The sequence below is a fragment of the Yeosuana marina genome (assembly GCF_011762485.1).
Classification (GTDB): Bacteria; Bacteroidota; Bacteroidia; order Flavobacteriales; family Flavobacteriaceae; genus Yeosuana; species Yeosuana marina.
Map to the genome: position 1 here is coordinate 1 of NZ_JAAKGI010000005.1, position 13,777 is coordinate 13,777.

At 32.9% G+C, this 13,777-nt stretch carries 11 protein-coding genes; 6 read left to right on the forward strand and 5 right to left on the reverse strand.

Features of this window, described 5'->3' with window-relative positions; genetic code table 11:
• Positions 1 to 100: LpxL/LpxP family acyltransferase (locus tag G5V56_RS07185; protein ID WP_455433268.1), on the forward strand; the 100-nt coding region annotated here is incomplete at its 5' end.
• A 320-nt stretch (positions 101 to 420) separates the two neighbouring features.
• On the opposite strand, the gene G5V56_RS07190 is transcribed toward G5V56_RS07185, so the two are convergent.
• On the reverse strand, positions 421 to 1,041 hold the full coding sequence (locus tag G5V56_RS07190; RefSeq protein ID WP_166963340.1) for an L-threonylcarbamoyladenylate synthase: 621 nt from the start codon (positions 1,039 to 1,041) through the stop codon (positions 421 to 423).
• Between the two features lie 156 nt (positions 1,042 to 1,197).
• On the opposite strand from G5V56_RS07190, the gene G5V56_RS07195 reads away from it, so the two are divergent.
• Both G5V56_RS07195 and G5V56_RS07200 read left to right on the forward strand, forming a co-directional pair.
• Entirely contained in the window at positions 1,198 to 2,118 is a 921-nt protein-coding gene (locus G5V56_RS07195) for an aspartyl protease family protein (RefSeq protein WP_166963342.1), read from the forward strand.
• A complete protein-coding gene (locus G5V56_RS07200; RefSeq protein ID WP_166963344.1) occupies positions 2,115 to 3,083 on the forward strand; it encodes a hypothetical protein in 969 nt (322 codons plus the stop codon). The genes G5V56_RS07195 and G5V56_RS07200 overlap by 4 nt, the downstream gene beginning before the upstream one ends.
• A gap of 7 nt (positions 3,084 to 3,090) precedes the next feature.
• Here the strand turns inward: G5V56_RS07200 and G5V56_RS07205 are convergent, their stop codons facing one another.
• Entirely contained in the window at positions 3,091 to 5,433 is a 2,343-nt protein-coding gene (locus G5V56_RS07205) for an ATP-dependent helicase (RefSeq protein ID WP_166963346.1), read from the reverse strand.
• 137 nt (positions 5,434 to 5,570) lie between these two features.
• Here G5V56_RS07205 and G5V56_RS07210 point away from each other — a divergent pair, with 137 nt between their 5' ends.
• The gene (locus G5V56_RS07210; RefSeq protein ID WP_166963348.1) at positions 5,571 to 7,136 is read left to right on the forward strand and encodes an FMN-binding glutamate synthase family protein; all 1,566 of its coding nucleotides are present in this window, start codon (positions 5,571 to 5,573) and stop codon (positions 7,134 to 7,136) included.
• An 11-nt stretch (positions 7,137 to 7,147) separates the two neighbouring features.
• Entirely contained in the window at positions 7,148 to 7,669 is a 522-nt protein-coding gene (locus G5V56_RS07215) for a DUF7935 family protein (RefSeq protein WP_166963350.1), read from the forward strand.
• A gap of 1 nt (position 7,670) precedes the next feature.
• On the opposite strand, the gene G5V56_RS07220 is transcribed toward G5V56_RS07215, so the two are convergent.
• From G5V56_RS07220 to G5V56_RS07230, 3 genes are all read right to left on the reverse strand, one after another.
• A complete protein-coding gene (locus G5V56_RS07220) occupies positions 7,671 to 8,585 on the reverse strand; it encodes a patatin-like phospholipase family protein (protein ID WP_166963352.1) in 915 nt (304 codons plus the stop codon).
• Positions 8,586 to 8,667: 82 nt separating this feature from the next.
• Positions 8,668 to 9,576, reverse strand: coding sequence for a patatin-like phospholipase family protein (locus G5V56_RS07225; protein WP_166963354.1), 909 nt, complete (start codon positions 9,574 to 9,576; stop codon positions 8,668 to 8,670).
• 12 nt (positions 9,577 to 9,588) lie between these two features.
• Positions 9,589 to 11,595 (reverse strand): M1 family metallopeptidase, encoded by a 2,007-nt coding sequence (locus G5V56_RS07230; RefSeq protein WP_166963355.1) that lies wholly within the window; start codon positions 11,593 to 11,595, stop codon positions 9,589 to 9,591.
• A gap of 76 nt (positions 11,596 to 11,671) precedes the next feature.
• On the opposite strand from G5V56_RS07230, the gene recG reads away from it, so the two are divergent.
• Positions 11,672 to 13,774 carry an ATP-dependent DNA helicase RecG gene (recG, locus tag G5V56_RS07235; RefSeq protein ID WP_166963357.1) on the forward strand — a complete coding sequence of 701 codons (2,103 nt, stop codon included), beginning with the start codon at positions 11,672 to 11,674 and terminating at the stop codon, positions 13,772 to 13,774.
• Positions 13,775 to 13,777 lie beyond the last annotated feature (3 nt).

Sequence of the window (13,777 nt, forward strand, 5' to 3'; positions counted from 1 at the left end):
TCAACTAACAGATATGTTTTTACACGAGGTTGAAAAACAAATTCGTGAGGCTCCTGAGTATTATTTTTGGACTCATAAACGATGGAAGCACGCCAAATAAATTGTAACGAAGTAATATATTTTGGTGTTCGTCATTGCAAACGCAGTGAAGCAATCTGTTTAACATTAACTTCTTTTTAAGAGATTACTTCAGTCATTCCCCCTTCACAATTTTTTAGAAGTCCAGTAATTTGGTGTCAAAACTAAATATTATAAATTGAAGTATCAATTTTTGATAAAAGAATAGGGAGCAGTAAAAACTAATTCACATTCAAAGTATCAATTTGTTCACGATTATCCTAAAGCCAATGGAAAAACCCTAAATAGGTTTAATAAAAACGATCTTCGAATTAGTTAATATTTACCGCAATAAAACTTAAACTAAAAAATCTCTAAACTTCCTTTACCCTCCCTTATAATAAGTGGTTGCTCTTCAGATAAATCAATAATCGTTGAAGGCTCATTACCACCATAACCACCATCAATTACTAAATCAACTAAATCATCCCATTTTTCTAATATAAGTTCAGGATCTGTAGTGTATTCTATAATTTCATCTTCATCATGAATAGATGTTGATACAATGGGGTTCCCTAACTGTTTCACAATTTCTCGTGCAATGTTGTTATTAGGAACACGAATACCAACGGTTTTCTTCTGTTTAAAAGGGTTAGGTAATGTTTTTGCCCCTGGTAGCACGAACGTATAGGGGCCTGGCAGTGCTCGTTTTAATATTTTAAAGGTAGAGGTTTCTATTTGCTTTACATAATCACTTAAATTACTTAAATCATGGCAAATAAATGAAAAATTAGATTTTTCAAGCTTAACACCTTTAATTCTGGCTATTCGTTCTAGAGCTTTTATGTTAGTGATATCACAGCCCAAACCATAAACCGTATCTGTAGGGTAAATAATTAATCCTCCTCTTTTTAGAATTTTAATAACCTTATCAATTTCTCTAGGATTAGGATTCTCTTCATATATTCTTATAAATTCTGCCATAAAACCACTTAACACATTTACTTACAAAGTAAAGATATTTTTTAGAGACAATTATCTTTTATCGGTAAACTACTTAATTATGTAACAAATTCATAAAAAAATAGTCTTTTTTATATGTTACGATTCTGTATATGTTTTTTAATATCTTTCACTTGTGTGCATTCTGTTTTTTCCACAGATGTCACGCCACCCCCTATTATATTTACAGAAGCAAAAGTAGTTAATGACAATACAACAAGAATTCCCTTTAAACTAATAGATCATTTAATTGTTGTTGAAGCAGAACTTTTAAATCAAAAAGGTAACTTTATTATTGATACAGGCTCTGAAACACTCATTCTTAACAAAGTCCATTTTTCAAATAACAATATTTTCAACAAAACGACAGAAACCTCTGGAGTACTTTCTGAGATTGATATATCTTATGAGAAAAGAGTCAAAGAGTTTACAATAGATAATTTTACGGTTTTAAATACAAATTCTGATGTTATAGATTTATCACACATTGAAAAGAGCAAGCACATGAATCTCTTAGGTATTATTGGCTTTAATGTTTTAAAAGATTATGAAGTATTTATCGATTTGTATTTAAACCAAATAACTTTAAGCAAAGTGGACAGAAAAGGCAATAGACTTAACAAAAAAGTATATTTAGAAAAAATTGTTGATAGTATTGATTTCAAATTAAAAAATCATACCATCGTATTAAATGCTACTATTAATAAACAAAATGTTAAATTTGGGTTAGATAGTGGAGCAGAATTCAATCAAATAAATAAAAATATCAACAAAAAGATTTTAAAGTATTTTGTTCCTAAAAAAAGATTATTATTATCTGGTGCAGGAAAAAGAAAAATTGAAGTTTTGGCAGGGAAATTGTATCGTGTAAAACTTAGTAAAACTGTTTATTTTGGTCCTATGTTTACCGTTTTAACGAACCTAAGCAATATGAATAAAGCTTTTGGAACCAATTTAGATGGCATTTTAGGATTTGAATTTTTTAAACAAAAGCGAACAATTATCAACTATCAAAAAGAAAAAATATATTTTATAGATTATCCAAAAGGAACACATTGAAACAATTAGTCTTACATATTACTTTTATAGTTTTAGTTTTAACAAACTTAAACGCATTTGCCCAAAGCAATGACCTTAGTGGTTATAGAATAGAAGGTGATGATGTTGTTTTTTCTTTTGATAAACGCGATTATAAAAATGCAACTGCAGATAATCAAAGCTACAGACGCGATTTTGATGATTTAAATATAGAAAGTGTTGTGGTATCAGGTCAATTTAATAATTGGTCGAAAAACAAATGGCGCATGACCAAAATCAATGATAATGTTTATGAACTTCGTAAAAAATTAATAGATTTTACAGATGAATTTTCGTGGGAGTTTAAGTTTGTTATCAACAATACATTTTGGGCTGAGCCTTCAAGAAAAGATCCTAATATTGTTGTAGCAACTAAATACGGTTACGGACTTGGAAATGTATATAATCTTAAAATGTATACAGCATACCCTGATAAAAACGGGAATACAACTTTTAAATTGAAAGGATATACGGACGCTAAAGAGGTTATTTTGTCTGGCACTTTTAACCGATGGGATGAGCATCTTTTTAAAATGGAGAAAGCTAATGAAGGCTGGGAACTTACCTTACAATTAAAACCAGATGACTACGAATATCGCTTTATTGTAGATGGAAGTTGGATGGCAGACCCAGACAATAAAGATAAAGTAGTTAATGAATTTGGTGAATACAATTCTCATTTAAATATTAAACAACAAACCACCTTTAAGCTTAAAGGTTATGCCGATGCACAAGAAGTTATTTTAGCAGGAAGTTTTAATGGTTGGGACGAACACCAATATAAAATGCGTAAAACGGATGAGGGGTGGATATATAATATTCCTCTTTCTGGTGGAAAATATCACTACAAATTTATTGTGGATGGCGAATGGATTGTAGACCCCAACAACACCGTCAAAGAATACGATGATGATGGACATATCAACTCCGTGCGCATGGTAAAATAATGAACTTCTACCCTATTACTTCTAGCTTAGCAAAACGTAATAATAATTTTTTAACACCACCATGCTGAAAATTTATCTCGGCTTTTATATCTGCTCCAGAACCTTCTATTTTTAAAACTTCACCTGTTCCAAAACGCAAATGTTTCACAAGATTTCCAACGGTTAGTGTATTATCAAATAAATTTGCATTACTAGTTGCTTGTGCAGAACTAACTGGTTTTAAATTTTTAGGTGATGTTATTTGAACTTTTGCTGATTCTTGTTTTATAGATTTTATTGGCTTTTTAAAATCTGGCTGTTTCGCGGTCTTAAATCTAATTTTATTCGGATCAACATCACCAAAAATGTTAGCATCCAACATGGGATTGATTCGTCTTTCTTGCATCGGAGTTACATTTTCTACAAACTGCTCATCTATTTCTTCAATAAACCTACTTGGTTCAGAATCTACTAATTTACCCCAACGGTAACGCGATAAGGCATAGGTTAAATAGGCTTGCTTTTCGGCTCTCGTTAAAGCCACGTAGAATAAACGGCGTTCTTCTTCAAGTTCAGTACGCGTATTCATACTCATAGCACTAGGAAACAAATCTTCTTCCAGACCTACTACAAATACATGATTAAACTCCAGCCCTTTAGCTAAGTGAATAGTCATCAATGCAACGGCATCTTCATCGCCTTTTTCATTATCTAAATCGGTCGCTAAGGCCACATCTTCTAAAAATTCAGCTAAATTTCCTGTGGTATCAGCTATTTCAAGCTGTCCTTCAACAAAATCTTTAATACCATTTAATAATTCTTCAACGTTTTCTAATCGTGTAACACCTTCAGGAGTTCCATCTTTATTAAATTCGCGCATTAAACCACTCGCTTTTACAACATGTTCTGCTAATTCAAAAGCGGTAGCAGTTTGGTTCATTACCTGAAAACTTTCTATTAAGGTTACAAAATCTCGTAGTTTGTTTTTGGTACCATTATTAATATTGATGTCTAGAGAATCTAGGTTTTTCAGAACTTCAAAAATAGTTTTTTTATACCCATTCGCAGCTACTACTAATCTATCAATAGTTGTTTGTCCAATACCTCTTGCTGGATAATTTATAACACGTTTTAAAGCCTCTTCGTCAGCAGGGTTTAATATAATACGCAAATAAGAAATAACATCTTTAATCTCTTTACGCTGGTAAAAACTTAAACCACCGTAAATTCTATATGGAATATCTCGTTTTCTTAAAGCATCTTCCATAGCACGTGATTGTGCATTGGTGCGATATAAAATGGCAAATTCATTATTATGCAAGTGTTCTTGCATTTTAGTATCCCAAATAACACTTGCCACATAGCGTCCTTCATCACCATCTGTTAACGATCGATGTATTTTAACCTTAGAACCTTCTTCATTAGCAGTCCAAACAACTTTATCTAACTTTGTTTTATTGTGTTCTATAACCGAATTTGCGGCACCTACAATATTTTTAGTAGATCGATAGTTTTGCTCTAGTCTAAAAAGCTTCACATCATCATAATCCTTCTGAAAATTCAAAATATTATTGATATTAGCCCCTCGAAACGCATAGATACTCTGGGCATCATCACCTACTACACAAATGTTTTGAAAGCGATCTGCTAAAGCACGAACAATTAAATACTGGCTATGATTGGTATCTTGATACTCATCAACTAAAATATATCTAAATCGGTTTTGATATTGTGCCAAAACATTAGGAAATCGTGTTAATAACTCATTGGTTCTCAACAACAAATCATCAAAATCCATGGCTCCAGCTTTAAAACAGCGATCTACATATTCAGCATAAATTTCACCCATTTTCGGTCTTCTGGTCATAGCATCCGCTTCCAATAACTCAGGATTATTAAAATACGCTTTTACAGTAATCAAACTGTTTTTGTAGGATGAAATTCTATTGTAGACTTGCTTTGTTTTATAGATTTCTTTATCTAAGCCCATTTCTTTTATAATAGAACCTAATAGCTTTTGAGAGTCTTGTGTATCATAAATAGTGAAGTTGCTAGGAAACCCTAAATGATGTCCTTCAAAACGTAATATTTTAGCAAATACCGAGTGAAATGTTCCCATCCAAAGGTTTTTGGCTTCACTAGTGCCAACAATTTTTGCAATACGCTCTTTCATTTCGCGTGCTGCTTTATTAGTAAATGTTAATGATAAAATATTAAACGCATCAACCCCTTGACTCATTAAATAAGCAATACGATACGTTAACACGCGTGTCTTACCAGAACCTGCACCTGCTATAATAATCATGGGACCATCTTTTTGCAAAGTAGGTTCTAATTGTGCTTCGTTTAACTGACTTAAATACTTCTCCAAACTTCATGAATTTTTACGACGTGAAATTAACCATTGTTAGGCTTTTTATTGAGGTGATTTATTAATAATTATAAACAATTCGCATTCTTATTGAATTCCTAAATTTTAAATATATTTATGCCTCAATTACATTTTTCATGGAAGATCTATCAAATTTTTTATCAAATATTTCGTGGTGGATATGGTTTATAATTGCTATAGTCATGGTAATCATCAGAGATGTTTTTATTCAAAAAAAACATACAATCAGTCATAATTTTCCTCTTGTTGGACATTTTAGGTATATGCTTGAGAAAATTGGTCCTGAACTAAGACAATATCTAGTCGCTAACAATAGAGAAGAATTACCTTTTAACCGTATTGAACGTGGCTGGATTTACGCTTCTGCCAAAAAAGAAAATAATTACGAAGGCTTTGGTACCGATAGAGATATTTATGCCAATCAACATGTATTTGTTAACAATGCCATGATGGCTTATAGAATTGATGATAAACATCCTAACAGCATTGATCACTCCTTTTTACCATGCGCCAAGATTATTGGTATGCATCATAAACGCCAAAAACCGTTTCGCCCAGCCTCCATTATCAATGTATCTGCAATGAGTTTTGGATCACTATCGGCTAAAGCTATTGAATCACTTAATAAAGGAGTTAAAATTGCTAATGCCTATCACAATACAGGTGAAGGAGGCTTGTCACCATACCACAGTCATGGTGGTGATGTCATTTTTCAAATTGGTACAGGATATTTTGGGGTTCGTGATAAAAATGGGAATTTTTCAATTGATAAGCTTGTAAAATTAACTCAAGACAATTCATTTATTAAAGCGATTGAAATAAAACTATCGCAGGGAGCTAAACCAGGAAAAGGAGGTGTTCTTCCGGGTGCTAAAATCACCAATGAAATAGCTAAAATCCGAAATGTAGAAGTTGGAAAAGACGTTATTTCTCCACCAGGACATACTGCCTTTACTAATGTAATTGAAATGGTAGATTTTATAGAATCTATTGCAGAAAAAACAGGCTTACCCATTGGTATTAAAGCTGCTATTGGAAAATTAGAACAATGGGAAGAACTAGCTGATTTAATGAACAAAACAGGAAAAGGACCTGATTTTATTACTGTTGATGGTGGTGAAGGAGGCACAGGTGCAGCGCCACCAAGTTTTGCAGACCACGTATCGCTACCGTGGGTTTATGGATTTAGTGATGTGTACAAAGTATTTCAAAATAAGAACTTAACTAAACACCTCGTTTTTATTGCAAGTGGACGATTAGGATTTCCTGCAAAAGCAGCCATGTCTTTTGCTATGGGAGCCGATTGTATTAATGTAGCACGAGAGGCTATGATGAGCATTGGTTGTATACAGGCTCAACGTTGCCATACCAACAGATGCCCTAGTGGTGTAGCTACCCAAAGTAAATGGTTGCAAAACGGTATTGATCCTACACTAAAATCTGAACGATTAGCACAATATTTTAAAACCTTTAGAAAAGAACTTATTGAGATTACACATGCTTCGGGATACGAGCATCCATGTCAATTTAAAATGAGTGATATAAAAATTAATGTAGATGACTTTAACATCTCAAAAACACTTAACACAACCTATATGTATGATAAAACAGAAGTTCCATTTTCTGGTATGCAACATTTAAAAGATTGTGTATATTTGAGTGGTAATTTTAATAAAAATTAAAGCCTACAATTATGGAAACCGAAAAAATTATTGACCTATTTTTATATACTATCCCTTCATTAATTACTGGACTTATAGCTTATTCGTTTTTTAAAATTCATACAAAAAATGAAGATGGTCGTAGGCGTTTTTTACTAAAAAAAGACATGCAAGTAAACTCTTTGCCTTTACGCCTTCAAGCCTACGAGCGTATGGCTATTTTTTTAGAGCGTATCACACCTTCAAAATTGCTAATCAGAATATCTCCAATATCTTCAAATAAAACAGATTATGAAACCTTACTTATACAAAATATTGAACAAGAATTTGAACATAACTTATCTCAACAAATTTATATAACTGATAAGTGTTGGAGTATTATTACAGCCTCAAAGAATGCAACAATTCAACTAATAAGAAAAGCTAGTTTACTTGAAAAAACAGACACAGCAAATAAGCTTCGTGAGGTCATTTTAACTGAAATGATGGAGCGACGTTCTCCTAGCGATACCGCCTTATCATTTATAAAAGAAGAAGTAAGTGATCTTTGGTAAACTAATGATTTCTTAATTCATTCATTTCTATGCCGTTTTGGTTTCTAGCCTTGGCATAATCAAAACCTTGCTGCCACCATTTAACCATTAAGCGTTTACTAAAAATTAATGAATTTTCTGTTAATTGTGTAGGCGTGTAATATAGGTTAAGAGTGACATTTTTATGAGCTGCTGCCAACTTACCAATAGCAATATCAGCTTTTTCAACCTGATCTAACAAGTGACCAAACAAACTAATCATTAACGAAAATGGATTTTTACCCAACACCTTATTATATTCTAAATTTTCACTTTCTAAAACAATAGCATCAACCTCTGTAGCGCCGCGTGCAATCGCTTCTCGAATAGGTATAACACACCCCAAACCGCCATCAGCATACTCAAATCCATTACGGGTTGCTAATGACATAAACGGGATGTAATTACAAGAAATCCAAATCCAATCGCAAAACTCTTCATAACTAAACTCTTTTATAGACTTATACTCTACCCTGTTTTTTGATAAATTTGAAACGGTTACAATAACATCCTCTTTGGTAGCCCTAATTGTTTCGTACTCCTCCCTTGTAAAGTTTCTAAAAATATTTCTTCGTAAAGCTTTACTTTCTCCAAAGGTTCGTTTCTTTTTAATAAATTGAAGCACGGAATTGAAATAATTAATCGTTACATATTCTCGATCACCTTTTCTGCGCTGAACAAAAGGATTAATACTAAAAATAGTTTTTTGATTGACATTAGTAAAAATATTATACACTTTAGGAATATCATTGACCGCTAAATGCGGTATTAACAGGCTTCCGGTAGAGGTTCCCAAAAACATATCGTATTGATACCCTTTTTCCTCCATAAGGTATTGTGCTACGCCACCAGCAAAGGCTCCTTTACTTCCTCCGCCAGATACAACTAATGCTCTCATTTATTACTTTTTAATATTTTTTTTAGTCAGATAAAATGCTTGATTTGTTGCGCTCTGTTACTAATAATTTAAAATAAGCATTTTACATTTGATTTTCCAACGGACTTACTTCTTGATTTTTATGTTGTGCAAACTGATACCCACGTTGCCACCAATCTGTCATTTTTTGTTTATCAAAAATTAGGGAATTAGTAGTCAACACAGTGGGCGCATAATAAAAATTGATAACTGCATCATTGTGGTTCGCAACGTACTTCCCTATTCTTATGTTTTGAGATTCAATTCTATCCAACATAAACCCAAACATACTTGTCAACAATGAAAAGGCATTTTTAGAAGGCATTCTATTTAGTTGTGTTACTTCTGTTTGCAAAATAATAGCATCAACCTCTTTTGCTCCTCGGTTAATAGCCTCTTCAATAGGAACCATATTCCCTAGCCCACCATCAGCATATTCACAACCGTTTTTCTTTACTAAGGACATAAACGGCGTATAATTACAAGAAACCCAAACCCACTCAACAAATTCATCATAACTATAATCCTTTAAACGCTTATATTCTACCTGATTTAATGATAAATTAGACACTGTAATTACAATATCTCTCGATGAGTTTTTTAAAGCATTAAAATCACTTTTTGATAACGTATTTTCAATGAGTTTTTTTAAATTTTGACTTTCGCCAAAGGTTTTACTTCCTCGTAAAAAATTAAATAATACATTTAAATGATTGATTGCAATATTTTGTGTACCATGCTTTTGATTAACAACAAAAGGACAAACATTAAAAATACTTTCGGTTGAAACATTTGTATAAACGGATTTAATTTTATCAATCTCATTTAAAGCCAAATGAGATACTAACAAACTTCCCGTAGAGGTTCCTATAAATAATTGATAGTCGCGTTTTAGCTCTTCGATAAGATATTGAGCCACACCACCCGCAAAAGCACCTTTACTACCACCACCAGAAATTACTAACGCTTTCATTTTTTAAGTCAATTAATTTTTTTCTTGCTTTATTGTTTCCAACATGTTTTTTGAAAATTTAGAAAATCTCCAATTATGATGCTTCGTTGCCTGCTGTAAATTTTCTTGACAAATTGAATCACAAGCGTGTAATAATCCTAAATATTGAAAAGCATTTTGACGAAGGTTAAAATCATAGTTCGGATTTGTATAATTTCTTAACTCTTCAAAAAAACGTTGCTTATTCTCAGGTTCAAATTTAGGTGTGTTTAGAGCCAAAGCCAACCACAGTGTTCTAATATTTTTATCATTAAACCCTTGAATATCTTTTGTTTTTTGCAAATACTTACTTCGGTCGTCAGGGAAATTAACCCAAAGATTATATAATGCCGTTTCTATGGTAATATATGATTTATCTTCTAAAAGCGATTCATAATCTCGTTTTAATCCTAGAGGAATCGTTGTTAAGTTTTTAGCAATAGCCTGACGAACTTTTATACTATTTCTAAAAACGTCTCCGTTAATCCTATCAGGAATTTGTGATAACAGTTTTATTTTAGCCTTATCAGAAATTCCAGAAACCAAATAATCGTCACATTTTGATGTTTTCACTTCACAATCTACCATCAAATACTCCTGAATAAATGTAGACTGTTTTAAGCTCTCTAAAGCATCATCATAAGGAAATAATTTATTTTTTAACCAGGTCGCAACAAAGTCTTTTAAATCCTTTCCGCAAATCCGTTCAACCTCACCGATAAAATCATTGGTTTCTACGTTTTTAAACCGATGTTTTTCAAGATAGCTTTTCACGGCTTTTTTAAACACCTCGTCCCCTACTTTTTCTCGCAAGGCATGCAGCACCCAAGCACCTCGCTTATAAAAGGTCGTACTACTCGCCTTGGAATCTAACAAAGCAGACCCTTGATTAACTTGATCTTGTTGCAAGAGTTCCTGCGCATATTCATATAAGCGCCAATAGTAATAATTGTCTCCAAAAACCTCACGTTCGGCTAACAAGGCATAATACGTTGCGAAACCTTCTTGCAACCAATGATGTGTACCAGATGTTTCAGTAACCAAATCGCCAAACCATTGATGTGCTAGTTCATGCGCATTTACATTGACATAATTTTTATCAACAAAGGCTGTAGAATCAATCACAAAAGCATACGAAAAAATAGTCGTACTCGTATTCTCCATACCCGCATATAAAAAATCCTTTACAGGAACTTCTTTGTAGTTTTGCCAGGCGTATGGCACCCCAATCTCTTTCTCTAAAAAATCGAATATGCGCTTTGAATAACGATACGTTGGCTCAAATTTTAATGAATCTTGGGGGTAATAATACAAATCCAAAGGAATACCACTTTTAGAAACTTTGACTTTTTTATTATATTTCCCGATAGCTAAAGCTAATAAATAACTAGACATTGGCTGCTGCATATCGTATTGCCAAGTTATTGTGGAGTCGTTTTCTTTTTTATTAATCAGTCTTCCGTTTGCAATCACTTCATAATGTTTATCAAACGTAATGTTTAAATCAAATATCACTTTCTCTTTCATATCGTCAAAGCTAGGTAACCAATTACTGGTGTATTTGCCTTGACCTTGCGTCCAAACTTGTTTCTCGATATATTTTTTTTGTAACAAATCACTCGAAGTGACACCCTCTTGAGCATTCCAATCAATAAAATACATCGCTTTTTTAGGATGTGTTGTATAGTCCAAAGTGATAACATTATCTTTTGAAGGACGAAACGGATGGATAATCCAAAGTTTTTTATCGTCGTATCTGTAGGCTGTAGCAGAAGTTCCATTCAAAACAACCTTATTGAAGGCCATATTTTGAGCATCAATAAAAAGAGAGTCCACTGGTTTTAAAACATCAAAAGAATAGGTGACTTGACCTATAACTTCTTTAACTTTCGGATGTATAGCTATATTAACCTTAGCGGTTTTAAAATCAACAAAATTAGTTTGTTGGCTATAGCCAGAAAAACTAATCGATAAAACAATGAGTATGCTTAAAAATTTCATATAATAAATATAACAAAGGTTGAGCCAAATTAATAATTATACTTGTTATTCGTAGTAAAAGAATTATTTTAGTTTCATGAATACCAATCTTCAAACCCCCATAGATTATTTAAAAGGTATTGGCCCAAATCGTGCCGATTTACTTCGTAAAGAGCTCGGTATTTATACGTATCAAGATTTAATTAACTTATTTCCAAACAGATATATAGATAGAACACATTACTACACCATAAACCAGTTGCAACGAAACTCAGCAGATGTTCAAGTTATTGGAGTTATTACAAGTCTGCAAACTATTGGCGAAGGCAGGTCCAAACGCTTGGTTGCAACTTTTAAGGACGACACAGGTATTTTGGACTTGGTTTGGTTTCGAGGTCACAAATGGATTCGTGAAAGCTTAAAACTTAACAAACCTTATGTTATTTTCGGAAAAACTAATTGGTTTAACGGCAAGTTTAATATGCCACATCCAGATATGGAACTCCTTGAAGATCACAAAAAAAATCTTCAGAGTGTTATGCAACCCGTATATCCTTCAACAGAAAAATTATCAAATAAGGGCATTACCAATCGCGTGATGATAAAAATCATGCAACAGTTATTTTTGGAAACCAACGGTAAGTTTATTGAAACACTATCAGATAATCTAAAAAACGAATTAAAATTAATCAACAAAAGCGACGCACTTTTTAATGTTCATTTTCCAAAAACTCAAGAGCTTTTAGCAAAGGCACAATACCGATTAAAATTTGAAGAATTATTTTATATTCAGCTGCAATTAGTTATTAAAAATTTAATTCATAAATCAAAAATTAAAGGATACCCTTTCAATAATGTAGGAACCTATTTTAACACCTTCTACAAATCACATTTACCATTTGAATTAACCAATGCACAGAAGCGAGTTCTTAAAGAAATTAGAGCCGATTTAGGGAGTAATGCGCAGATGAATCGATTGCTACAAGGCGATGTCGGTTCTGGAAAGACCATAGTAGCGTTCATGTCAATTCTCATGGCACTTGACAACGGTTTCCAGGCATGTTTAATGGCTCCAACTGAAATTTTGTCAGTACAACACTATAACGGATTACTTGAATGGTCTAATAAATTGAATATCAGTATTTCAATACTTACTGGTTCAACTAAAACTTCAGAAAGACGAATAATTCACGAATCATTAGAAAATGGTGAATTACACATCTTAATTGGCACCCACGCCCTACTCGAAAATAAGGTGAAATTTAAAAATTTAGGACTGGCTATTATTGATGAACAGCACAGATTTGGAGTAGCTCAACGAAGTAAATTATGGCATAAAAATGAATCACCTCCACATGTTTTGGTGATGACCGCCACCCCTATTCCTCGCACCTTAGCCATGTCGGTTTATGGCGATTTAGACATCTCTATAATTGATGAATTACCTCCTGGTAGAAAGTCTATTAAGACAGTTCATCGGTACGATAAAAACCGATTGAATGTCTTTAAATTTATCCGAGATGAAATTAAAAAAGGCAGACAAATTTATATTGTTTATCCATTAATTCAGGAAAGTGCCGCTATGGATTATAAAGATTTAATGGACGGTTATGAAAGTATTTCCAGAGACTTTCCGATGCCCGACTATCAAATATCCATTGTTCATGGTAAAATGAAACCTGCCGATAAAGATTTTGAAATGCAACGCTTTATTAAAGGTGAAACACAAATTATGGTTGCGACGACCGTTATTGAAGTTGGTGTTAATGTTCCTAATGCCTCGGTTATGATTATTGAAAGCGCAGAACGTTTTGGATTATCTCAATTACACCAATTACGGGGCCGTGTTGGACGAGGTGCCGAACAAAGCTATTGTATTCTAATGACTAGTCAAAAATTGAGTAGTGATAGTAAAACACGTTTAGAAACCATGGTAAAAACCAATGATGGTTTTGAAATTGCAGAAGTTGATTTGAAATTACGCGGACCAGGTGATATTATGGGAACACAGCAAAGCGGCGTTCTTAATTTAAAGATTGCAGATATTATTAAGGACAAAGATATTTTACAACTAGCACGTTTTCATGCTAAACAAGTTTTAAATAAAGACCCTAATTTATCTAAGGATGAAAATCAAGTTTTACTTTATACCTATAAACAATTGAGTAAATACAAAAATATCTGGAATTACATTAGCTAATAA

What these genes read in the sequence shown, in the direction of transcription:
- G5V56_RS07190 (WP_166963340.1), bottom strand. Translation starts at nt 1,041, where the DNA reads ATGGCAGAATTTATAAGAATATATGAAGAGAATCCTAATCCTAGAGAA.
- G5V56_RS07210 (WP_166963348.1), top strand. Translation starts at nt 5,571, where the DNA reads ATGGAAGATCTATCAAATTTTTTATCAAATATTTCGTGGTGGATATGG.
- G5V56_RS07215 (WP_166963350.1), top strand. Translation starts at nt 7,148, where the DNA reads ATGGAAACCGAAAAAATTATTGACCTATTTTTATATACTATCCCTTCA.
- G5V56_RS07220 (WP_166963352.1), bottom strand. Translation starts at nt 8,585, where the DNA reads ATGAGAGCATTAGTTGTATCTGGCGGAGGAAGTAAAGGAGCCTTTGCT.
- G5V56_RS07225 (WP_166963354.1), bottom strand. Translation starts at nt 9,576, where the DNA reads ATGAAAGCGTTAGTAATTTCTGGTGGTGGTAGTAAAGGTGCTTTTGCG.
- G5V56_RS07230 (WP_166963355.1), bottom strand. Translation starts at nt 11,595, where the DNA reads ATGAAATTTTTAAGCATACTCATTGTTTTATCGATTAGTTTTTCTGGC.
- recG (WP_166963357.1), top strand. Translation starts at nt 11,672, where the DNA reads ATGAATACCAATCTTCAAACCCCCATAGATTATTTAAAAGGTATTGGC.